Below are 23,329 nucleotides of genomic sequence, written 5' to 3'. Positions count from 1 at the left end.
CACCGCCGGCACCACCGGCCAGGCCCGCGCCGTCGAGGCCCTGAGGGTCAGGCTGTCCGCGGACCTGTCGGCCCGCTACACCGTCTGGTACCGCGTCCACTCCGCCGAGTTCGGGTGGCTCGGCTGGGCGTGCGACGGCGCCGACGCCGGCTCGGCTGGCTACGGCCGCGCCGTCCAGGCCGTCCAGGTCGCGGTCCTGCCCAAGGGCGACCCCGCCCCGGGCGACACTACCTCTCCCTTCAAGAGCCGTAGCGATGATCCCGCCTCGATTTCAGTTCGCTCGCATACTTCGAATATTGGCTGGATGTCGCCCGTTGGAAGCGGATCTGTTGCGGGGACAACTGGTAGGGGCCTTCCCATGGAGGCTCTTGAAGCCCAGCTCGGCTGGTATGGCCACTCGGGTTCTATTGAGCTTCGTGGTCATGTCTCGAATGTTGGCTGGCAGCAGTGGTCTAAAGGGCACTGCGGTACGACTGGAAAGTCTCAGCGCCTCGAGGCCGTCCAGATTCGCTTGACCGGCGAGGCGGTCGATAAATATGACATTTGGTATTGTGCTCATGTGTCAGGCATAGGCTGGCTCGATTGGGCCTGTAATGGTGCTGCTGCTGGTTCTGCCGGTAAGGGCAGGGCTATCGAAGCGGTCAAAGTGGTCCTCGTGGAGAAAGGCGGAGCGGCGCCCGGCTCTTCGGCCAAGGTCTTTATTGGCGATCCAGATGCTGTTACGGTTTCCGGATTGGCCGTTTCTGGGGAGAGCCTTGGCGCCTCTTCTGGTCAAAAGGCCACGATCGGAGGCAAGGGCGCCAAACTGCTGAACTCTATTGCCCTGAGCGTTGCCGGTCAAACTGATAACGGGTCAATTTCTTATTCCGTTATGGATGGGTATTCAGGCTGGGGCGCTTCGTCAACGGATGGCGGCGCTGCCAAAGCGGTATCAGGAGCTCCTGTTAAGGCGATTAAGTTGTCGCTGAGCGGCCAGCTCGCTTCTAATTATGACATCTGGTATCGTGTATGCGATTCCGGTAATGGCTGGACGGGCTGGGCGTCAAATGGTCAGGCATGTGGCGTTTCTGGTGGTTCTTCCGGTTTGTGCGGCATCGATGTTGCACTTGTAAATAAAGGTCAGTCTTCGCCTGGCTCCTCTGCCAATGCGTTTATCGAAACGCCTGGAATCGGTCTTGTTTCTCAGGCGCACGTTGCTTCTGCGGGCTGGTTGACTCCCGTTGACAATGGCGAGATTGCGGGTCAGACGGGTATGTCTCGTTCCCTGCAGGCGCTGTATGTTGCGACGCAAGGCATCGATGCCTCCGTCGAAATGTCGGCACATGTTGCGAATATCGGCTGGCAGTCATACGTTTCGGGTGTCGACTATGCTGGCACTGTTGGCAGGGGTCTCGCAATTCAGGCGGTCAAATTAAGGCTGGCCGGGAACGACGCTTCAAAATACGATATTTACTACCGTATTCATGCGGCGGATTATGGCTGGCTTGGCTGGGCTAAAAATGACGCTGCAGCCGGCACCGTTGGACTGTCTAAGCAGGCCGAGGCAATTCAAATTAAGTTGGTTGCCAAGGGCTCGTCTGATGCTCCCGTCCAAGACCATGATGCGTTGATCCAACTTCCCGAGCTATCCGCTAAGGCAAATTGCTCCGGTCTTGGCTGGAAAGCGGCCGTTGGCAGCGGCGAGATCGCTGGTACCGTTGGACAGAGCCGCGCCATGGAAGCCATGCAGCTGTCGCTCTCCGATAGTTCCATGAGCGGCGGTATTTCGTATTCCGCTCATGTATCTAATATCGGTTGGCAATCTGCTGTTTCAGATGGGGCTACATCGGGAACCGTTGGCCAAGGACAGCAAATCCAGGCCGTCAAGATTAACTTGACTGGCGAGGTTTCTAATTACTTTGATGTCTGGTATCGCGTTCATGTGTCAAATTATGGTTGGCTTGGCTGGACCAAAAATGGATCACCGGCGGGTACCACGAAGCTTGGCATTCCTGTTCAGGCCCTACAGGTAAAGATTGTCCCCAAGGGCGCTTCCGCACCGGGCTCTACGTCTGATTCGTATTTTGAGACCTATCGATATATGGGATATCAGACCCCCGGCTCTTATCCAAAGGTTAATTGCAACAGCGTGCAGCTTCCTTCGTATTGCACCGGATACTTTACGTACGTCACGCCTTCCCGTATTCCTTATAACGCTTCGCGCCAGGACTGCATTAATGCATTTATCCAGCGTGCTCGTGAATATATTGGAACTCGTTATATCGAGCCTTGGTCTTCTTGGCCGGGGGATGCGGTTGATTGTTCAGGCTTGGTACTGCAATGTCTGTATGCGACTGGCATGGATATGGGTTGGTATAATCCCTATAACCATCGTTGGTTGCCCGAGCAAACCTATAACTCCATGAATTGGTATCGCAACAACACATTTATGCCGGTTAGCACCTCTGCCATGCAGAGGGGAGATGTGGTCTACTACCAGGGTCATATTGGAATCTATATCGGAAACGGTCGAATTATCGATTCGTGGCCGGGAATTGGAGTCACCGAGCGCTCGGTCTATGCTCCTGGTCGTGTAATCGGCGCCGCAAGGCCTTTTGCATAGAGCCATTTGAGGCGTTCCGTAACGGGAGCGCCTCTTTTTTGTCTGAATGCTACTGTTGCGTCTTAAGCCTTAAATGCTTGTTTAGAAGTGCGGTAATATAACTTGGTGTCTTCGAAAGTAGTCAATATCTCGGGGGATATGATATGAATCGTCTCAAAGCGTCTGCGGCTTTGATTTGCACGCTTTTAATAGCTTGGTCGCAAATCATTCAGCCTTACTGTGCATACGCGTTGTCTGCCCAATCCGTCGCTTCTTCACAGTCGGTGCAGCAATCATCGAATGACTGCGGATTTCAAGGTGAAAGCTTTCAGGATGGGCAGGGCGACGCCTCGGGTTCTCAGGGTGTAGCCGAGTGGTATGGTGACGATGCGGACGCTGCTCGTTCGGATGGGGACTCAGGCTCAGTTTCTGATGACCAGTCTGGAATCGGGACAGATGGGTCGGACGTTGACGATTCTGCTGGCGAGGCCTCGGCGGGTGATTCCATACAGGCGGATTCTCCTGAAGCTGACTCTTTGGAGCCGAATTCCTGGCGTTATGAGAACGGCTTGCTTATTGATGCTGTCTCCGATGGCATCGATGCACAGTCTTTGGCTGACGAAGCTTTGCCCAATGGTGCCGTTGCGCGTGGTATCGATGTCAGCAACTTTCAGGGGACGATTGACTGGAATCAGGTTAAAGCCGCTGGAATAGAATTTGCTATTCTCAAGGTCGGCCCTGTTTACGGCAAACCCGATTCAACGTTTGAACGAAACGCTACCGAATGCGAACGTCTCGGGATTCCTTACGGTGTCTACTACTACTCCTATGCTCGTTCTGTAGCGGATGCAAATAAAGAAGCCGATCGAACGCTTGCTTGGCTCGGTGGCCATCATCCGTCGCTTCCCGTTTATTACGATCTTGAGGATAACTATATCTTGCAGGATCCGAATTTCAGCAAAGATAAGCTCGCTCGGATTGCACAGACTTTTTGTAACCGTATGGAGGCCGTTGGCTTTAAGTCGGGTATCTATGCGAACCTTAACTGGCTCAACAACTACTTGGATAGTCCGTCTCTGAGCGGTTATGACCATTGGGTTGCTCAATATAATTGGTGTTGCGATTATGCTGGCAGCTACAGTTTCTGGCAGTATTCAAGCAGCGGCAATGTCCCGGGCGTTAACGGGCGCTGTGACATGAACTACTGCTTCAACGGTTCTCTTCTGAACGTAGATGACAGCAAGATGCATATTCAGTATGAGGCGCATGTCTCGAATATAGGCTGGATGAGCAGTAAGCGCGACGGATCTACTGCGGGTACAACAGGGCAGTCTAAAGCCGTGGAAGATCTTAAGGTCAGCATCCTGAATCCCGTTGAAGATGGCTCTGTGCAAATTAACGCTAATGTAAGTGGCATCGGCTGGCAGGGCTGGGACACCCCCTCGGCCTCCGAGGGCGGCACCACCGGCCAGGGACGCGCCGTCGAGGCCGTGCGCCTGAGGCTCACGGGCTCCCTCGCGAAGGACTACGACGTCTACTACCGCGTCCACGCCTCCAACATCGGCTGGATGGCCTGGGCCAAGGACGGCGAGGAGGCCGGCACCACGGGCTTCGGCAGGAGCGTCGAGGCCGTCCAGGTCAGGCTCGTCAAGAAGGGCGACGCCGCCCCCTCGTCCGACGGCGCCAACGTCGACTACGCCTTCAAGAAGAAGCCCATGTCCCTGACCTATCGGGCCCACGTCTCCAACGTGGGCTGGCAGGGCGCCGTCTCGGACGGCGCGACCGCCGGCACCACCGGCCGCGGTCTCGCCCTCGAGGACCTCAGGGTCTCGCTCGACAGCTCCGACTACTCGGACGGGTCGGCCGTTCAGGTCGACGCCCACGTCTCGGGCATCGGCTGGCAGGGCTGGGACACCCCCTCGGCCTCCGAGGGCGGCACCACCGGCCAGGGACGCGCCGTCGAGGCCGTGCGCCTGAGGCTCACGGGCTCCCTCGCGAAGGACTACGACGTCTACTACCGCGTCCACGCCTCCAACATCGGCTGGATGGCCTGGGCCAAGGACGGCGAGGAGGCCGGCACCACCGGAATGTCTTGTTCCCTTGAGGCGGTTCAGATTAAGCTTGTTAAGAAAGGTGCGTCCCATCCTGATACGACGGGCTATTCCCATCTTGAAATACCAACAGTGACGTATTCATCCCAGTCGAACGGCACTTGGCAGAATATTGTTTCTGCCGGAGAGGTGTCCGGTACAACCGGCAAGGGAATTCCCATTACCGGGTTCTCGGCTAAGACCACTTCATTCGTTGCCGGTGGAATTAATTATCAGCTGCATCTATCAAATGTAGGCTGGACTTCTGACAAGTCAAACGGGGATCAGCTGTCGTCTGATACTGAATCCAATTCGGTCGAGGCAATAAAAGTCTCCCTATCGGGCGACTTGGCAACTTATTTCGATATTTGGTATAGGGTCCATGTCGATAACGTCGGCTGGCTCGGTTGGACAAAAAATGGTGCCGTCGCCGGCAGCACCGGCTATGGGACGCATGCTCAGGCCGTTCAGGTAAGAATTACGAGAAAGGGCGCTGCGGCTCCGGGGAGCACTATCTCCCCGATGCTTCTTGGCGAACCCTATGCTCTCGCTAATCCAATGCAGAAGAAGATTGTAAATCTGTCGAGGCAGGTTCCCTCTCCTGGTCCTGGGTTGTGCTCAGAATGGATTGCTCAGGTCTATGAGCGGGCTGGATTCAGGAATGTCCGTACGGACGCCTGTGACTACTATTGGGATTTCTGCAAATATACTGATTATTCGCAGCTGAAGGTCGGAATGGTCATTGCTGTTCCCTCGCATATGCATACGTATATGGGTCGTATATACGGTCACGTTTGTATCTATATTGGCAACAACCAGGTTATGGATAATGTTGGTCACATAAGGACTCTGGATATGAGTTATTGGCTGGATTACTATTCCACTACGTATAAGCCAAAATGGGGTTGGTACGACAACATCCCGCTTGCATAGCGAGGGCGTAAGATACTCTGGCTGAGTTTAGCCTGGTTCTTTGATTTAGAACGAACGGTTCGCTTTTGCTGCGTTCCGTTCGTTTCTTTTTATTCGCCATTCGCGTTTTACGTATTTGATTAACTGATGAATCCGTTAACAATAAATCAAAGGTCGGCTAAACGATGGGGAGCCGAAATGAAAAATTTGCTTGTTAACGTCGTGATTACTGGTTTGGTAACATCCGTTTAGGAGGGCCGAACGAGGATTGATAGAAAGAAGCTGGCCGTCGGCAAAAGCGTCGACGGCCCGCTTTGTCATTACTTGGACGATGAATCGTTACTTGCTCTCGAGTCTCATCTCAACAGCCTCAATGGGAAGACCGCGACCGGTGGTGCCAGCAGCGACGCCGTTTTTAACCCAGGGCATCCAGCCAATGTTGGAAACGTGCGCGCGATACAAAATGTCGTAGTGGTCTGCAAGATCGCCGGTGAGCTTTACTTCCAGCGCTTCCATATGGCGTGATTTACCCGTCGTGCCCGTGGTGCGCCCGTTTGAGGTCCACGTGTCCTCCCATCCCTGGTTGGCTACGTGGGAACGGTAGGTAATGCCACCGTTGAAGGGGGCTCCAGAAACGGAAAGCCTCAACGCTTCAACGCCCAGGGCCAGCCCCGTGGTGCCAGCATATGTAGTGCCGTGAACGGCTGCCTGCCAGCCAATGCTAGAGACGTGCGCGGTTACGTTGGGCAGACCGATGACGGATGCGCGCGCAGTGCTTCCTGGCGCGGTATTACCCTTCTCAACAAGCTTGACCTCGATAGCCTCCACGCGCCTGCCAAAGCCCGTGATGCCCGCGATCTCGCCGTTCTTGGCCCAGCCAAGCCATCCTTCGTCCTGTACGTGGGCTCGATAGTAGATGTCGTAGTGCTCGGCGAGCTCGTTGGTAAGCCTTATTTGGATAGCTTCGATTTGGCGCGATTCACCAACAGTGCCCGCGACCTTACCTTCGTTCTTCCAGCCTTGCCAGCCAAGGTTTGCGCAATGGGCTTGGTATTGCACCGTGCCGGAGTAGGGGAGGGCCGCCATGTCGACCTTGAACGCCTCGAGTGCCTTGGACTTTCCCGTAGTGCCAGCGGTCTTGCCCTCCTTGACCGAGGAGATCCAACCCGTGCCAGAAACGTGGGCAGAGGTCATAAGGGTCGAACCGTTGGTCTTTGTGCGAACCAGCCTGTACGTTCCATCGGCAAGCTTCTTGTAGTACGTGAGCGCGGACGTGTTGCCAGAGAAAACGGCAATGTCGTAATCGGCGGACTTCAGAATCTTATCGGAGAATTCAACGAGGTAGCACGTGCCGCCCTTGGGGCAGAGGGCTTGGATAACTGTATCTGAAGAAGATGAGATGGGCGAGGCGAACCAATCCATAATGCTGTAGTCGACCGTGCTCGACGAACTGAGGGCCGCGGCTTTCGTCATGTTGAACACGCCGCATCCCGCGTCACCCGTTGCCGAGTTGTATGTGCTCGATCCATAACCGGACAGCGCAACTTCGGGGTTGAAGAACAAGATCAGCTCTGCCGCCACCGAAGAGTCGATATCGGTAATTCCCAGGGAGCTCAACTGCTCTTGCTTGGAGGGCCACAGCCCGGTAGGCGTGTTGGGGTGTCCCTTGTAGTAGTAGGCGTACTCGTCCCCGTAATAGGTCATAGTGAGCTTGGCGTAGTCTTCGAACGACTGCTCCAGGTTGACGTAGGTGCCCAAGAGAACCATGGGCTTTTTGCCCTCGGCCTCGGCGGCGGTGAAGTAGCCGTCGTTGAAATTGTAGAGCGCCTTGAACGCCGCGACCGTTGCGTCGCCGCGTTGCTGGAGCGCGGTGAGCATACTCGCCACGTTCTTCTTCTTTACGGCCGGGTCGGTGGCAATGGTGTTGGCAAACGTGTTGCCGTCAGCGCTCTGGAACAGGTTCGTGCGTGTCATCCACCATTCCGTGTTCGGCTCGCATTTCAGTACTGCGTACATGGAGTCCCAATGGGCGTGCCATCCGTAGTCCGAGCTTGCCTGTCCGTTCTTGCAGGCGTACTCCTTGGCCGCCAGCCAACTCTGCTCAAGCTGGGCTTCCTTGGTGGCAGGATCCACACCTTCAGCGTTGAACGCTTCGTTCATGAAGTTGTAGGTCGCCGTTCCGTCAGAAAGAAGGTAAATCTTGTAGCTGCCCTGGGGAATCTGGTTGGCGTAGATGATCGAATGGATAAGCGAACAGGTAATGTCATTGATGAACAGGTTGAACTTCGAGTCGGGCTTCAGGCGCTTGAGCTCCTTTATGTAGCTTGCAAAAGCGGTGTAGTCGCTGGAGCCCTTAATGGCCTTCTTGGTCATAAAGGGCATGGCGTACATGCCGTCGGGCAGTGCATCCCAGTTGAACGCCGACGGGCGGTCTAGCATGACAATGGAGGGCACCGCGGTGCCCGTGGCGGAGGTGGTGTAGTCCCAGTAAGAGATTGAGTAGAGGACTACCGGGAAGGATGCAGAGAGGGGTGCAAGGTTGTACTCGCTCGCCGTCACGCCGAATTCGCGGGTGTCGGTGCCGACAACGCGACCGTCCTTGAGGTACTCAATGGTCGCGGTGAACGGTCCGTAGGTTTCAACATTGAGCGCCATGCCGTTCGCGTCGATAGTTGCCAGCGAAGTGGTGTCGGACACCTTGCGGGTCACGGTGTCGCCGTACGACATGGTTGCGGTTACGCGCATGTCCGTGGCGACGCCGTCGGTGAGTAGAAGGTTGAGCGAGTCGGGACGTACGCGGACGACGGTGGACTCTCCCTCTTGCGTAATGGAGGTCTGGTAGTACGAGGGGATGTAGGCATCTTTGTCAGATGAGGGCGCTTTATCGCCGTGTTTCACCAAGAGGATCTCGACGGCCTCGGCGCGGTAGTCCCAACCGGTTGTGCCGGCCACCTCGCCGTTCTTGGCCCAGCCAAGCCACCCGAAGTTCTGGGCATGAATGCGGTAGTAAACGTCGTGGCTGCTGGCAATGTTGCCCATGAGCTCGATTTGGATTGCCTGCATGGAGTACGACATGCCCGTGGTACCCGCCACGGCGCCGTCTGCCACCCAGTCCTGCCAACCCACGTTGGTGCAATGCGCGCTGTAACGAATGCCGCCATCTGCGTTGGCAAGAGAGATCTTGAGGGCTTCGATGGCGCTCGCTTTGCCCGTTGTTCCGACCGTCGCACCATCTTTGCTGAGCATGGTGTCCCAGCCTTGGTCGCTTGCGTGTGCGGCGTATTGAACGGAAGGGGTAGATGCTGCTAGTGCTTCGGTAGCTGAGTCCAGTGTTTGGGCTTCAGTTGTCGTGGAAGCGTCCTCTGCCGGGGGGATCGGGGTTTTATTCGTTTCACCGACTGAGGTGCCGGCGGCTTCGGATGACTTATCGATGGTTCCGGTTGTAGGTTCAGCTTCAGTAGATTGTGCAGTGCCGGTGCCAGACTCGTCATCTCCTGCCGAATCAGCCACCTGTTCTTGGATGGTGGCAGCTTCAGTTGTTGCTTGCTTATCTTCAGCGTGGACAGCGCTTGGCGTTAACGAGAGTGCCAAGAACAATGAGCAAAAAAGAGCGATGAGCGATCTTGTTCGACGCAGGTCCATATTGGCTCCTTCCCACGGGTGCAATACAACACTAAATGCTAGCAGCATTTAGGTGTGTTTCGAGCGAAGCGCCTGAGTGGCTGCCGGAGCGGCGTCTGGCACGTTGGGAGGGATGGTCTATGAGGCCTATTTACTCGCGGCAATCCGAGCGGTTCCCGCAATTGCTGCGGGAGCGCACGCAGTAATAATGGCCACGTTGATGCCGTTCATATCGAAGCCAGTAATAAGATGGTCCGCCGTAAGAACAATGACGGCAAACGCAAGGGCGTTGATGATGATCTGGGTGAGTCCGTCGCGCATGATGAGTAGGGAGTCATTTACGTAGAGCAGGATGGCGATTGACGTTGTGGCTCCAAGAACATATGGGAATATCCACAGGTAGGGCTCGATCTTGTTTCCGTAAACGAGTTCAAGCAGGGGGCCACCAACGAAAGAGAATCCGATTGTAACTATTGCCATGCATGCAAAGAGCAAGCCGAGTACCTTGAAGAAGCTCTTCTTGAAAGCTGTTGCGCCCCCATTTTGCAAAGAGTGTGCTAGGGTGCCAATAAGCGGACTGTAGAGATACGTCGCGCCTGCCTGTATAAGAACTGCGGGAGTCGCGATGCTGGCGTAAATTCCTAGGAGTTCTTGTCCAGCAAGAACGCCGTAGCGTTGACGGATAATGGAAACGATAGACGTTGCTAAGAAATTGGCGATTGTCGGCATAAGACATGCTTTTCCAAGTTCGACAAGATGTCCGTGAGCGAAGCTGGGCTTGATATCCCCAAATCGTCTTGCATGGGGGAGATCGTAGAAGAGGGTCACGAACATGCAGCAAAACGCCATACCGATGATCGCGGCGGGCAGCGAGTTGATCGTTGCAAGTGGGGCGACGAAACCGACGAGGGATAGCGCTCCGCGCATGAACTGGGATTTGCCAATGTAGTCCATGCGCTGCCCCTTTTGGTCGACTCCGTAGAGCACGTCGACAAAGGTCTCATCGATTTTAAAAACGAGGAATACAAAAGTGGCGACCAGGAAGGAAGCGTTGTCGCTGATTGCGGCGACGTAGATGCAGCTCATGATCAAGCTAAATAAGATCGATACGAAGCGAAAACCAATATAGTCTTTTGCGGAATGCTCGCAGGAAATGTCGGAAACCTGGTAGGTCCTCATTTTATATAGGCTGACGGAGGCAAACATGTTGCCAACGGACATGGCAAATGCAAGCGCTCCGGAATTGTTGTAGTCGGTCGACAGAACAACGACCAGGACGGTTGTAAGCCACTGGCATCCAAGGTAAAAAATGCAACCAGCGGCGTTCCAGAGCGTGTTCCTTTTCGTGCTCAAGGGTGCGGGGGCGTTGGACATGCAGCTCCCTTCTCGTGCGAAGCGTTCGTTCGAAAGACCTTAGTAATTTTAGTGCCCTTTTCAACGAGTGCAAAGGTGAACGTATAATGAACAGGCATGCCTATACGATTAAATGGGAGCGATTCATGACATTTGGTCCCTCTGACCATACCTTTGCGCTCTGCGCGTTCAAAGAGAGCCCCTTTCTTGAAGAGTGCCTTCAATCCTTGCTTGCGCAGACTGTAAAGACCAACGTGTTGATTGCCACTTCGACTCCGTGCGATGCAACGCGTGAGCTTGCTAAGCGATACTCCGTTAAGTTGTACGTTCGGGACGGAAATCCTGGGATCGCTGATGATTGGAATTACGCAGTAACTTGCGCTGACACTTCTCTTGTCACCGTTGCGCACCAGGACGATACCTATGAGCCTGAGTACGCGGCTCATCTTCTAACTGCTGCGAATAAGATGGACAATCTGCTCATCTTCTTTACCAACTATGGTGAGTTGAGGAATGGTGCCAAGGTTGACGATAACCAGCTACTTCGAATCAAACGCCTGATGCTTACTCCCGTTAGGGACGGAAGATTTGCTACCTCCAGATGGATGCGTAGGAGAATTCTGTCTTGTGGATCTGCAATTTGTTGCCCGTCCGTAACGTTGAATATGAGCAAGTTGCCTATGCCTCCGTTTATTGCAGAATTCCGCTCGAATCTCGATTGGGCGGCATGGGAGCGCTTTTCAAAGCTGCCTGGTGCTTTTTACTATGATTCCAAGGTGTTGATGCACCACCGTATTCATCAAGAATCTGAGACATCTGCCTTAATTAAGGATGACACGCGAGAAAAGGAGGACCTCGCTATGCTCGAGCGGTTTTGGCCTTCTTTTATTGCGAGGCTGTTGTTTAAAATCTATCGCCGAGGACAGGAGAGCAACCAATTGTAGCGGCGAGTTCTTGTTGAGTTGTCTATGAGAGATTGGCGGATGTTGAATAGTAAAAAAGTGTTGGTAATTGTGCCAGCGTATAACGAGGAAGAATCTCTAGAGAGAACAGTTGACGAGCTTGTTTCTGTTGTGCCCGATATCGATTATCTCGTGGTAAACGACGGTTCCAAGGATGCAACTGAGCAAATCTGTCTCGACCGTGGCTACAATCATGTCACTCTTCCGGTCAATTCTGGTCTTACAGTTGGATTCCAGACGGGGATGAAGTACGCGCTGCGCAATGGGTATGACTATGCCTTGCAGTTTGATGCAGACGGCCAACATTGCCCGGAGTATATGTCCAAGATGCTCGACCTTGCGATCGCCGAGGACGCCGACATTGTTATCGGCTCGCGCTTTGTAAACAAGTGCAAAGAGGTTTCTGCACGCATGCTCGGCTCGCGCATCATTACGGTTGCGATCAAGCTCACTACCGGCAAGCGTGTCGCAGATCCGACTTCTGGCATGCGCATGTTTAACAGGAAGATGATTGAGCGTTTTGCAAACGACGACTCTTTGAACCCAGAGCCCGAGTCTATTTCGTACCTGATTAAGAAGGGTGCTAAGGTTCGTGAAGTTCAGGTTGAGATGCGTGAGAGGCAGGCAGGGGAGAGCTATTTGAACATCCCTAAATCGATTGCCTATATGGCTCGCGCTTGCATCTCCATTCTCTTCGTTCAGTGGTTTAGGTGATTGAACAGTGTCTATTGTGCTTAGGGCCGTCCTCCTGCTCGGTGCGCTTTTGGTTTTGTATTTTGTCATCAGGAAGCTGAGAAAAGCGCAGATTGAGGTGCTGGATTCTGTGTTCTGGCTTTTCTTCGCCTTCAGTTTCGTTGTGCTGGCCGCTTTCCCTCAAGTTGCCTTTTGGCTGTCTTCACTTTTGGGATTTGAGAGCCCGGCAAACTTCGTGTTCCTCTACGTGATTGTATTGCTCCTGTATCGAGAGTTCAGTAACACGGTGAGCATCTCGAAGCTGCGTCGGAGGATTAACCAGCTTGTTGAGGAGCAGGCGCTTCGTTAAATTTGTCATATCAATTATTCGTTCGCCCCTTGAAAGGAGAGACCGTGTCTCTTCCTCGCATTGTTGCGATTGTGTTCTTCGTCTGCGTGATCCGTCTCGTATCCAAGGGCAAGTTGTCCTTACGCTATTCCTTTTTCTGGCTGTCTTTGTCGGTGGTAATCCTCATCGCTGCGATTTCCTCCGGTTTCATTGGTGCAATTGGCGATTTGTTCGGTTCCGTGTTGACCACGAATTTTGTGTTCTTCCTTGGCCTGTTTCTTCTCCTTGCGTTTTTGCCGATGCTTAGCGTAATCGCGACGAAACAAGCAGCAAACATAAAGAATCTGACTCAGCGGCTTGCGATTATCGAGAAGGAAATAGTAAGAGACTGCTGAGCAGACAGCAGACGGTGTTCGGCTCTGGTTGCGGGAGGGATGGCCGCCTTGTTGAAAATGGGTATCGCTATCGGTTCTGCCGTCGTGTTCTTTGATGCTCATCGTACGGTCATAGTTTAGATTCAGACAGGAGACGATTTGATGATTCCGAATGTTCACGGCCATGCTCAAATGGTTAAGACGCAAATACGGAGACGTTCCGATGGGCATCGGTTGAGCGCGCTTCCGCTTGTGTGCTTTGTGCTGCTTGCTATCTCGGGTGCAGTGCTGTTTGTTCTCTATGACGTCACGGCGGCAATCTTTTATTGGTGCATGGAGCTTGCGTTATTTGCTTGTTTAGCGGTCCTTGCTTGGTTTTATCTTGCCTCCGAGCGAAGCACACTGTTCGGAAAGGCTTCTCCTCGTCTTGCCTTGAGTGTCTGCGCATTTTCGGCTCTTTTGTCTATATTACTTGAAGCGGGAACCGTGCTGGGTACGCCAGGGAGGTCCGTGCTATCTATAATGGATTGGAGTAAAAAAGAATTAGTACTTCTTTTCTTTGCTGTATTTATCAGCAGCTCCTTTATCTTGCTCGCCGTGAAAAAGCCCGCTTTGGCCAACAAGGGAAGAGTGCGTGCATTTTTTGCTGCAAACCCTGTTCTGGGCATCGTTGTTTTGTGCATAGTCGTTCTATCCGTAAATGGTCTGTTGGCGGTTGCGTCCACTGTACTGATGCCGTTTCTTGGAGCATACTTTGTGCATACTGTTCACCTCTGCATTGTGATTATTCTAGGTGTCGCTCCTTGGTTTATTGTGAAACCGGGTCTATACAAGACCGTAGCCTCCTTCTCCATCGCCGCGCTTTCGCTAGGCTGTTTTTTGATTTCAGCCTTACCGAACCTCACTGCTGTTTCTCCGGACGATCAGATTCATTACGCTCGTTCTCTGGGCCTGTCCTATATGGGGGATCCCGTCTTCACCGAGTCTGAAATTGAATTAGTTGCGGTTCCATGGGTGGAAAATAACAGTCTTCAGTTTGATGAGGTGCATGACGCGGAGATGGATCTGAATGACCTCCATTTGTCCCAGATAGCTTCAGGGGAAGTTTATAGTTCCTCTGGTTTTGTGGCTGCGGTGACCGGTGAATCATTGAGGAACATTTCGACCATTGCTTATATTCCCTGTGCTCTCGGTCTTTGGTTGGGGAGGTTGTTGTCCCTTCCATTGCTTACGTGTTTTGCCTTGGGAAGGCTGTTCAACCTTTTCGCTTATGTTGTCGTGACTGCCATTGCAATCCTCTATATTCCGAAATGGAAATCTTTGATTGCGACGGTTGCCCTACTTCCTTATGCTGTCTATCTTGCTTCGAACTATTCTTATGATCCGTGGGTGACTTGCTTCTTATTGCTTGCAGTTGCTTTGGTTCTAAGGGAGTTGTCGAAGCCGGATGAGAGGTTGACGCCATTAAGCGTTTTCGCAATTACAGCGTGTTTCTTTTTGGGCTTGTCTGCAAAAGCTGTTTATTTTCCGTTAATTGGAATGATGCTGTTCATGCCTGCTTCGAAATTTAAAAATTCGAAGCAACGGAAGTTATATGTGGCTTTGGTGATTTTGTTCGGCACCCTAATGGTGTGTAGCTTTACCTTACCGATGCTGTTTTCCCCCGCTGTGCAGGCAGGAGATGTGAGGGGAGGCGAGGGGGTCAGTGGAATAGGACAAATACGCTACATTCTGAATAATCCGATAAACTTCCTCGGTACGTTATTCAGTTTTATGGTCAATCTGCTCGCGCCCGCTTCATCGAATGACTACTCTCTTTCATATGCTTATATGGGCAATGTTGCAGTATCGCTTCCATTTCTTTCCACTCTGCCCTTTCTCTGTATTTATACGAGCGCCTTTAATGTCGAAGGTGATTCCTCTAAAAACCCTGTAACACCTGTCCTTCGTATGTGGATCCTTGCGCTTGTTGTCGCAAGTGTCTCTTTGGTGTGCACGGCGCTTTATGTCGGTTACACGCCCGTTGGCGACACTTCGGTCGCAGGTGTGCAACCGAGATATTTGATACCGGTGCTTGTTCCGGCGTTCATTTCTTTGTGTGCACCTCGGGCCCGAATTGATTGTGTGTCGCAGCGTTTTAATTTTTCTCCCGTCATTCCTCCTGTAGCTATGATTCTGATGTCTTTCTTTGCGTCCCTGTGTTGTGTGATTGGTTGGTAGCGATACCGTTTCTTATTGCAGCTCATTTTTCAGTGTCTAAAAACGATGGGGTCAAGCAATCGGGGTGAGGCAGGAATCTTGGAAGCGCTAGGCTTCCAGGCTCAGTGACTTCCTACATTGGCTCGAGCTCTTCCAGCTGAGCGAGACCTTGGACGACGAAGAACTGTTGGCGTTTCGGAACGCAGTCATTAACGCTTCTTACGAGAAATCACATCTACGAGCGATGAAGATTCCTCCACCATCTTCGAGATCCTCAATGCACGCGGCACAGAGCCCGAGGTGATAGCCGAATGGCTCCTCGACCCGCTCAGCAAGGAACAGCGCCGGTTCATACTCGAGCTGATCGACCGCAGACATGACCAGAACTTCGGCTGCCTTGGGGCAGAAGCCCTCTATCTGCTCGGTGGCCAGCTGGTACAGCCCGTGCACGAGCTTGGTGTCGCGCTTGGCGAACACGGCCTTCCGGATGTCCAGCACGGCGCCCCTCTTCTGCCTGGTCGTTGCCGGCGGCGTTGGCATCAGGTGCACGATGCAGCGCTGCCGCGCGGCGCCGGGGAAGACTTCCTGGATGGCGCGCTTGAGCCCCTCATGGGCGTCGCTGGTGACGCAGATGACGCCGTCGATCCTGCGTGCGCGCAGCGAAAGCAGGATCGACTTCCAGCCGTCATAGGTCTCCGTGTCGATGGCGGTCACGAGCGCGGTCGACTGCATGCGTCCTGCGTCCCTGCGCTTGATGTAGGTGGCGTCGAGCCAGATGTAGGGGTAGCTGACGTCCGACAAATCCCGTTCCTGTAGGTCGGCGACCGACTCGTCCAGCGACGAGCACGTCCTCGACACCTGGCTGGCGCTCATGCGGTCTATGCCCATGGACTGCGCCACGCGCTTCACCTTCCTGGTCGACACTCCGTTGGCGACCATCTCGGAAACCGCCGATCTCACCGCGCGGTCCACGCGCGAGTATCGGCTGATCAGGTCCTCGGAGAAGTACGTTCCCGAGCGCAGCTTCGGTATCCTGAGGCTGATAGTGCCCACGCTTGTGGCGAGCTTGCGCTCGCGGTAGCCGTTTCGCCGGTTGCTGGCCTCGCAGGCGTCGTCGGCCTGGGCGTCCATGATCTCGTTGACCAGCGACTCGGCCATCGCCCTGATGAGCTCGGACATGTTGACAATGCCGTCATCGAATCTCGGCATGAGGGCACCGTCGCCGGCAATCTCGTGTATCTTGTCAATATGCGGTTATCGCCTTTCCGTGAATCTGAACCTAAGCAATTCAAATTCTAGGCGATAGCCGCTTCCTGCTATTTACGGTCAGGGAAGCGGCCCCTTACACCAACATTCGGCACGCAATCGGTGCTCACACCGCGTAATAATCACCTTACTAGACGGTCTGGAAAACAAGATTATCCGAAATAATCGCTTAAATGATTGTTTAGCTAAGCAAGCTATTTGCGATTTACATTTCGGACCCACTGCTGTTCTTTTTGGTGGTACAACTCGAAAATGTCATTCAGGAACCTCAGAGGAAAAACCATATATGCCGTTTGGCGATCGGGCTGGTTGGACTCTTTCCCGAAATCGAGCATTTCGACAATCAATTCGCCATCAAGCTCATGAACATGAATATGTCCATGAGCTATTCCATTTCGAATGTGACGAATTAGATCTCTCGCTTCGGAATTGCCCCTAGCGATATAGAACGTAAACAACTTATGCTGTCGATATTCACCGAGTCGTGGGAATGTGGTCCCCCTTTTCGGCTCGTAGTGGACTCTACCCTGAGAGACTCCTTCCATCCTATGAAAGGCTTTGGTGAAGGCCTGAACTTTGTTCTTGTTATCCCATAGATTCACGCTAAATTTATGGTCACTCAGAATCCAATCCAAAGCAGCCGCATATGTCGAAAAGAGATTGCGTTCAGCCAGCTCGGAAAAGAGTCTCATATTTGTTCCCCTGCATTTAGATCTCACAAGTGGTAATAGCGATTTCCAGGTTCTCCCACGGTGAAATTTGGGTTCATGTATGGATCGCCTTCGACATAGTAGTTTGCCCAGCGATAATTCATGTACGCGACCTCTTTGTGGAAGCGAATTTGCTTGTCCGTGTTGTTTTCAACGCCTCTAGAAATTGACTCGTAATGATATAGCTCGACTTCGGGCGTGTATACAATCAGATCGTTAATCTCGCGAAGCTTCAGGCAAAAGTCAACATCATTAAATGCGACTTGAAGATCTTCGGTGAAACCTCCGACTTTTTCGTATTCGCTTCGTTTGGTCATAATGCAAGCCGCCGTGACGGCGCTGAAGTCTTGCTGCGCATCGTTGAGTGCAAAATAGCCCCAGTTGTCTTTTGGCATGCTTTGGCAAAGATGTCCTGCCACGCCGCCCGTGACGCATAGGCCAGCGTGTTGAATGGTGTTGTCGGGATAGTATAGTTTTGCACCAACTGCGCCAACATCCTCGCGTGCGCAGATGCCAAGCATAGTTTCAATCCAATTGGGCGTAATTACTTCGGTGTCGTTATTCAGCAGCAAGAGATAATTGCCCTTGGCATGGGACACTCCAAAGTTCATGAGCTTGGAAAAGTTAAATTCGTGCTCCCAGGTAACAAGGCGAACAATAGCAGGGTATTTGGCTTGTAACTTATCGTAATACTCGAACGTCGTATTTTCTGTGCTGTTATTTTCGATTATCACAAGCTCGTAATTGTCGTACGTGGATTTCTCGACAATTGACGTAATGCAGTTATCGAGGATATCAGCGTGATCTTTGGTCGGAATGATGATCGAAACGAGCGGATGGGAATCTGGCGCGGCGTAGGTTACTTTATATGTAAAGGGACGACGCGCTTGTTCAACTTTTGCATTGAGCCCAAGTCTGTCGAGGTGATTCTGAACCGCCTTAATACCCGCAATGGTGGCATAAGGTTTGCTGTCGGCATTTGCCGCGGTTGACGTTTCGCTTAAGCGCCAGTGATATAGAACTTTTGCAACATGGTGGACGTTCCTAGCCTTTTCCACGGCCCGGAGAGTCAAATTGTGATCCTGAGCCCCATCGAACTCTTTCGTATTCGGTTCCAGCGTGTCAAGAAGGGACTTACGGATGGTAAGCATGTGGCATATATAGTTATTATTTCTGAGTAAATCGATATTGAAATCCGGTTTAAAGAACGGCTGTGCCAGCTTTCCATCGGGCATGAGTTTGTCTTCATCGCAATAAAGAAGATCAACGTTGTCATTGTTTTCAATTGCCTCGGCATACGAGAACAACAGATCCGGTTCAAGGATGTCGTCATGGTCAAAGAAGCTGACGAAATCGCCCGAAGCAGCGGCTACTCCGGCATTTGTATTTTCGGAAATGCCCTTATTCTCGGCAAGGGTAATTGATTTAATTCTGTTGTCGCGGGCTGTCTCCTGCTCAACGCGAGCCTTTAATTCCTGATTGTCAGGACTTGCATTAACTAGGATGAGCTCCCAGTTTGCATAAGACTGGTTTTTTACGGATTCGGCCATATCGTTAAAGAACGAAATGGGCGTGTTGTAAAGAGGGACAATGATGCTGAACTTCGGAGCGCAGTCGAAGACGATTTTTCTCTGCTTCTCCAAAGCGCCGATAGTTGCCTTATGCTCCGTGAACCATTCGGGGTATTCGGGGTCAAACTGCGCATGGGTAAAGAGAAAGTTGGTCTCCTCAAGAAGCAAGCCTAATTTATCGGGCGTTAAGCAGTCAAATGCACTGAATGATGGGTGATTTTGATCGTCAATAACAAAGTAGTAACGATCGAACGCCTTTGGCATGCGAATCGAGAGCTGCGTTTCAAGTTGCTTTTTCTCGGACGTAAATCCAACGCTTGTTACATTCGAACCGAAATTGACGATGCTCAAATCAACTTCATTGAGGGCTCGATCGAGGCAACGCAGTTTGATTTTGGAGTCGTTACGATAAGGTGTTCTCACCGTGCACCTAAGGATATAGTCGCTTGAATCTTCGATGCACTGCCAAAAATCAATCGTTGCCATGTCAAACTCTGAAACGTCATCGTAGTTTCGGAGTTTGCTGCACATGTCAGGTTTAATTTTGTAGTTAAGGCGCGACTCCCATTTGATGTTCTTGCAATTTAGCGAAAGGGAGTCGCTGCTCAGGGTGCGACCGTCTTGGCCGATTTCGCTAAACTCAATTTTGATTGCGCGAGCATCGGGATCGGGGATTACAAGGACGTATGAGTTCGAATCACAGCTATTGTCCCGGAATTTTAGGAGGGATAAAGGCAAGCAGCGGTTATCGTCTGTAGCCGCCTGGGCTGTTACGCTGGAGCCTTTATGGATGCCTTCAATCTTAAGCTGCTGGTAGATTTTCCAGTTTCCTCTGCATACTCCGGTTGTTTCGACTCGCATTGTTTGCCTTTCGTTTGTTGGACACTGCTCATTGTACTTTTTCATTTGTTGCCTCGCTAGAAATGCAGAAAGAGTTGCGTGTTTCTGCTGTCCGATTTAAATAAGAAGACGGGGAGGTTGCTGCCGGTGCGTATAATTTAATTAACTATGCATCTGTAATCAGCGGCTTTTGCTCAACGATTGTCAATCGAGAGGATTTTTATGAAAGGCATCATCCTCGCCGGCGGGTCCGGCACGCGCCTGTACCCGCTCACGCTCGTGACCTCCAAGCAGCTGCTGCCGGTCTACGACAAGCCCATGATCTACTACCCGCTCAGCACCCTCATGCTGGCGGGCATCCGGGACATCCTGGTCATCTCCACGCCGACCGACCTACCCAACTTCGAGCGCCTGCTTGGGGACGGCTCGCGCTACGGTGTGAACCTGTCCTACGCCGAGCAGCCCTCGCCGGACGGCCTTGCGCAGGCCTTCACCATCGGCGAGGACTTCATCGCCGGCGAGCCGTGCGCGCTGGTGCTCGGCGACAACATCTTCTACGGCAACGGCCTCAGCCGCCACCTGACGCGCGCCGTCCAGAACGCCGAGTCGGGCAGGGCCACGGTCTTCGGCTACCACGTGGACGACCCCGAGCGCTTCGGCGTCGTGGAGTTCGACGGCGAGGGGAGGGCCGTCTCCATCGAGGAGAAGCCCGCCGAGCCCAAGAGCTCCTACGCCGTCACCGGCCTGTACTTCTACCCGGGCGACGTGGCCGCCAAGGCTCATGAGGTCAGGCCCTCGGCCCGCGGCGAGCTCGAGATCACCACGCTCAACCAGATGTACCTGGAGGAGGGGACGCTGTCCGTCGTCACCCTCGGCCGCGGCTACGCGTGGCTGGACACCGGCACCATGGAGAGCCTGCACGAGGCCGCGGAGTTCGTCCGCGCCGTGGAGCACTCCCAGGACCTGCCCGTGTCCGTGCCCGAGGAGATCGCCTGGGAGAACGGCTGGATCACGACCGCCGAGCTTCAGATGTACCTGGAGGAGGGGACGCTGTCCGTCGTCACCCTCGGCCGCGGCTACGCGTGGCTGGACACCGGCACCATGGAGAGCCTGCACGAGGCGGCGGAGTTCGTCCGCGCCGTGGAGCACTCCCAGGACCTGCCGGTCTCGGTACCCGAGGAGATCGCCTGGGAGAACGGCTGGATCACCACCGCCGAGCTCGAGGAGGCCGCCAAGGCCTACGGCAAGTCGGTCTACGGGCAGCACCTGAAGAAGGTCGCCGCCGGCGAGATCGTCAACAGCCCGCGCGAGTACTAGCGCCAGCTTGTTTTCTTTTAGGGGTCACCGTTTATCTGGTGGCCCCTTTCGTTATGATTACGTTGACCATAAAGACAATATGATTGGGAGTGGATGTGTTAAGCGTCTACTTTGGCGATATGCCAGAAGCGATTTACAACACAGCGACATATTTCAAAAACTCTTACCGGTCTTCTTGGATTACGGATCCCTATGCTGTCTCGATAATTAAAGATGTCGATCGATCGGTTGTTGTCTCCGAAAACGTCATCGAAAGCCCTGTGCTTGGATCCATCTCCCCACTCCAGCTTTCTGGTGGCGTGAAAACGCTGCTGCTTATGAGATTTGATCGTAAGCATATTTTTAACGCTTCTACCTGTGGTGACAACTGTGCCAAGTGGATTCTCGACATGGCGAAAGACCGCAAGCTCGTTGTGAATCTCTATCATGTGATGGACTTTGGTCGCGAGGATTTTAAAATTAAAGTCGTGAATAGCGGCCGAATCGTTCACAACATGGCCGATTTGATTCACGAGTCGATTCCGTATCTGTAGGTGCTGCTTATGAACGGTTCGCATCTCGTTAAGATTTCCCGCCGCAGGGGAACCAAGTACACATTTACCATTAAACGGAACATTACTATTGTGCGTGGGGATAGTGGCACGGGTAAGACGACACTGTTTGACATGGTCGCAGACTACATGCGAACGGGCGAGCAGTCGGGTGTTTCCTTGCAATGCGATTGTCCCTGTGTCGCCCTGACCGATTATGATTGGCGAAACCAGCTTTCGTCCGTTCATGACTCGATTGTATTTGTCGATGAGGGCTTAAAAGAGATCCATTCTGATGAGTTTGCCCATCATGTGCTGTATTCCTCGAATTATTTCGTGCTGATCTCAAGGGCTGATTTCCCCAATCTTCCGTATAGCGTGGATGAGATTTACAAGATTAAGACGAGCGGAAAATACCATTCTTTCGTCCCTGTTTATCAAGATCGCGGGAATCATCGTTATGCTATTTCCCGGTCGGCGCCAAAACAGGACTTTTCTATCCTTCTATGCGAGGACAGTAAGTCTGGTTTCCAGTTCTTTGAACGGCATTTCGCTGATAGTGAGCTTACCTGTGCTTCGGCCATGACGAACAGCGCGATTTTGGGCTGGTTGGATCAGCATTTCGACGATCGCGTGTTTGTTGTTGCGGACGGAGCGGCATTTGGGTGCTATGCGGACCGCGTCCTTAAGCTGCAAGACATTCACCGCGATACTGTTACGGTTTGTCTTCCCGAGTCGTTCGAATGGCTTCTGCTGAGCTCCGGCGTAATTTCAGGGCTAGATGTTAAGACGGTTTTGGAAACCCCAGAAGCCTTTGTAAACAGTGAGAAGTTTAAAAGCTGGGAGGATTTCTTCTATAAGTACTTACGTGAAATAACTGGGGATTCGGTTTTTCACTACGACAAAGACTGCATTTCGGAGGCGTTTTGTACAGGAGGTAATTCTGCGAAGGTTATGGCTCTTATCGCATGCCGAAATGTCCGATAGTTTTGTTGAATAGCGTCGCGGCGTCACTTCCTGCGGCATACTAAAGAAGCTGTACATGCTTCAGATTGGATTTTCATGTCTGAGATTTTCGAACCCAAGAATATCATCGTCACTGGCGGCTGCGGCTTCATCGGCAGCAACTTCGTGCACTACGTCGTGAACAACCACCCGGGCGTCCACGTCACCGTCCTGGACAAGCTGACCTACGCCGGCAACCCCGAGAACATCGCCGGGCTGCCCTCGGACCGCGTCGAGCTCGTCGTGGGCGACATCTGCGACGCGGAGTTGCTGGACAGGATCGTCCCGGGCCACGACGCCATCGTGCACTACGCCGCAGAGAGCCACAACGACAACTCCATCGCCGACCCCGAGCCGTTCCTGCGCACCAACGTGGAAGGCACCTTCCGCCTGCTGGAGGCCGTCCGCAAGCACGGCATCCGCTACCACCACGTCTCCACCGACGAGGTCTACGGCGACCTGGCGCTCGACGACCCGGCGAAGTTCACCGAGGAGACGCCCTACCGCCCGTCCTCGCCGTACAGCTCGACCAAGGCGTCCTCCGACATGCTCGTGCGCGCCTGGACCCGCACCTTCGGCCTGCGCACCACGATCTCGAACTGCTCCAACAACTACGGCCCCTACCAGCACGTGGAGAAGTTCATCCCCAGGCAGATCACGAACATCATCGACGGCGTCCGCCCCAAGCTCTACGGCCGCGGCGAGAACGTCCGCGACTGGATCCACACCGAGGACCACTCCTCTGCCGTCTGGGACATCCTCACCAAGGGCCGGATGGGGGAGACCTACCTCATCGGCGCAAATGGCGAGAAGAACAACATCACCGTCCTGCGCATGATCCTCGAGGCGATGGGAAAGGACCCCGAGGACTTCGACTGGGTCGCCGATCGCCCCGGCCACGACCGCCGCTACGCCATCGACTCCACCAAGCTCCAGCGCGAGCTGGGCTGGAGGCCGGCCCACACCGACTTCGCCGA

General features: G+C 53.3%; 16 protein-coding genes. 11 read left to right on the top strand and 5 right to left on the bottom strand.

What is annotated here, in order from left to right; genetic code table 11:
* Positions 1-40 precede the first annotated feature (40 nt).
* A complete protein-coding gene (locus DWY51_RS09115) occupies positions 41-2,602 on the top strand; it encodes an NlpC/P60 family protein (protein WP_369832603.1) in 2,562 nt (853 codons plus the stop codon).
* Between the two features lie 143 nt (positions 2,603-2,745).
* Complete coding sequence (locus tag DWY51_RS09110; protein WP_117770624.1) at positions 2,746-5,604, top strand: GH25 family lysozyme; 2,859 nt, start codon at positions 2,746-2,748, stop codon at positions 5,602-5,604.
* A gap of 318 nt (positions 5,605-5,922) precedes the next feature.
* On the opposite strand, the gene DWY51_RS09105 is transcribed toward DWY51_RS09110, so the two are convergent.
* Positions 5,923-9,225 carry a hypothetical protein gene (locus tag DWY51_RS09105; RefSeq protein WP_255413497.1) on the bottom strand — a complete coding sequence of 1,101 codons (3,303 nt, stop codon included), beginning with the start codon at positions 9,223-9,225 and terminating at the stop codon, positions 5,923-5,925.
* Positions 9,226-9,351: 126 nt separating this feature from the next.
* Positions 9,352-10,578 carry a lipopolysaccharide biosynthesis protein gene (locus DWY51_RS09100; RefSeq protein WP_233504685.1) on the bottom strand — a complete coding sequence of 409 codons (1,227 nt, stop codon included), beginning with the start codon at positions 10,576-10,578 and terminating at the stop codon, positions 9,352-9,354.
* Between the two features lie 86 nt (positions 10,579-10,664).
* On the opposite strand from DWY51_RS09100, the gene DWY51_RS09095 reads away from it, so the two are divergent.
* The 5 genes from DWY51_RS09095 to DWY51_RS09075 all read left to right on the top strand — a co-directional run bounded on the left by DWY51_RS09095 (position 10,665) and on the right by DWY51_RS09075 (position 15,134).
* A complete protein-coding gene (locus tag DWY51_RS09095; RefSeq protein ID WP_233504684.1) occupies positions 10,665-11,501 on the top strand; it encodes a glycosyltransferase family A protein in 837 nt (278 codons plus the stop codon).
* 39 nt (positions 11,502-11,540) lie between these two features.
* A complete protein-coding gene (locus DWY51_RS09090; RefSeq protein WP_199411414.1) occupies positions 11,541-12,233 on the top strand; it encodes a glycosyltransferase family 2 protein in 693 nt (230 codons plus the stop codon).
* Positions 12,234-12,240: 7 nt separating this feature from the next.
* Positions 12,241-12,561, top strand: a complete 321-nt coding sequence (locus DWY51_RS09085; protein WP_117770621.1) for a DUF2304 domain-containing protein — start codon at positions 12,241-12,243, stop codon at positions 12,559-12,561.
* A gap of 44 nt (positions 12,562-12,605) precedes the next feature.
* Entirely contained in the window at positions 12,606-12,935 is a 330-nt protein-coding gene (locus DWY51_RS09775; RefSeq protein ID WP_158556938.1) for a DUF2304 domain-containing protein, read from the top strand.
* Positions 12,936-13,076: 141 nt separating this feature from the next.
* Entirely contained in the window at positions 13,077-15,134 is a 2,058-nt protein-coding gene (locus DWY51_RS09075; protein WP_117770619.1) for a DUF2142 domain-containing protein, read from the top strand.
* Between the two features lie 198 nt (positions 15,135-15,332).
* On the opposite strand, the gene DWY51_RS09070 is transcribed toward DWY51_RS09075, so the two are convergent.
* The 3 genes from DWY51_RS09070 to DWY51_RS09060 all read right to left on the bottom strand — a co-directional run bounded on the left by DWY51_RS09070 (position 15,333) and on the right by DWY51_RS09060 (position 19,566).
* Entirely contained in the window at positions 15,333-16,322 is a 990-nt protein-coding gene (locus DWY51_RS09070) for a transposase (RefSeq protein ID WP_117770618.1), read from the bottom strand.
* 251 nt (positions 16,323-16,573) lie between these two features.
* Positions 16,574-17,071 (bottom strand): hypothetical protein, encoded by a 498-nt coding sequence (locus DWY51_RS09065; RefSeq protein ID WP_117770617.1) that lies wholly within the window; start codon positions 17,069-17,071, stop codon positions 16,574-16,576.
* Positions 17,072-17,094: 23 nt separating this feature from the next.
* Entirely contained in the window at positions 17,095-19,566 is a 2,472-nt protein-coding gene (locus DWY51_RS09060) for a glycosyltransferase (protein WP_117770616.1), read from the bottom strand.
* A gap of 156 nt (positions 19,567-19,722) precedes the next feature.
* On the opposite strand from DWY51_RS09060, the gene rfbA reads away from it, so the two are divergent.
* The 4 genes from rfbA to rfbB form a co-directional block, all read left to right on the top strand.
* A complete protein-coding gene (gene rfbA / locus DWY51_RS09055) occupies positions 19,723-20,817 on the top strand; it encodes a glucose-1-phosphate thymidylyltransferase RfbA (protein ID WP_117770615.1) in 1,095 nt (364 codons plus the stop codon).
* Between the two features lie 95 nt (positions 20,818-20,912).
* Entirely contained in the window at positions 20,913-21,350 is a 438-nt protein-coding gene (locus DWY51_RS09050; RefSeq protein ID WP_022094783.1) for a DUF4869 domain-containing protein, read from the top strand.
* Between the two features lie 9 nt (positions 21,351-21,359).
* Positions 21,360-22,334, top strand: coding sequence for a hypothetical protein (locus DWY51_RS09045; RefSeq protein ID WP_117770614.1), 975 nt, complete (start codon positions 21,360-21,362; stop codon positions 22,332-22,334).
* A gap of 75 nt (positions 22,335-22,409) precedes the next feature.
* A partial coding sequence (gene rfbB / locus DWY51_RS09040; RefSeq protein WP_233504682.1) for a dTDP-glucose 4,6-dehydratase occupies positions 22,410-23,329 on the top strand: 920 nt, incomplete at its 3' end.

It is taken from the genome of Collinsella sp. AF25-2LB, from assembly GCF_003458415.1.
Taxonomy (GTDB): domain Bacteria; phylum Actinomycetota; class Coriobacteriia; order Coriobacteriales; family Coriobacteriaceae; genus Collinsella.
Note: the sequence above shows the minus strand (reverse complement) of the source record. Positions and strands in the feature narration are given on the sequence as shown.

Bases quoted from the DNA above. Each gene is read 5' to 3' on its own strand.
- DWY51_RS09060 (WP_117770616.1), bottom strand. From the start codon at position 19,566: ATGAAAAAGTACAATGAGCAGTGTCCAACAAACGAAAGGCAAACAATG.
- DWY51_RS09070 (WP_117770618.1), bottom strand. From the start codon at position 16,322: ATGCCGAGATTCGATGACGGCATTGTCAACATGTCCGAGCTCATCAGG.
- DWY51_RS09100 (WP_233504685.1), bottom strand. From the start codon at position 10,578: ATGTCCAACGCCCCCGCACCCTTGAGCACGAAAAGGAACACGCTCTGG.
- DWY51_RS09095 (WP_233504684.1), top strand. From the start codon at position 10,665: ATGAACAGGCATGCCTATACGATTAAATGGGAGCGATTCATGACATTT.
- DWY51_RS09075 (WP_117770619.1), top strand. From the start codon at position 13,077: ATGATTCCGAATGTTCACGGCCATGCTCAAATGGTTAAGACGCAAATA.
- rfbA (WP_117770615.1), top strand. From the start codon at position 19,723: ATGAAAGGCATCATCCTCGCCGGCGGGTCCGGCACGCGCCTGTACCCG.
- DWY51_RS09065 (WP_117770617.1), bottom strand. From the start codon at position 17,071: ATGAGACTCTTTTCCGAGCTGGCTGAACGCAATCTCTTTTCGACATAT.
- DWY51_RS09105 (WP_255413497.1), bottom strand. From the start codon at position 9,225: ATGGACCTGCGTCGAACAAGATCGCTCATCGCTCTTTTTTGCTCATTG.
- DWY51_RS09045 (WP_117770614.1), top strand. From the start codon at position 21,360: ATGAACGGTTCGCATCTCGTTAAGATTTCCCGCCGCAGGGGAACCAAG.
- DWY51_RS09090 (WP_199411414.1), top strand. From the start codon at position 11,541: ATGTTGAATAGTAAAAAAGTGTTGGTAATTGTGCCAGCGTATAACGAG.
- DWY51_RS09110 (WP_117770624.1), top strand. From the start codon at position 2,746: ATGAATCGTCTCAAAGCGTCTGCGGCTTTGATTTGCACGCTTTTAATA.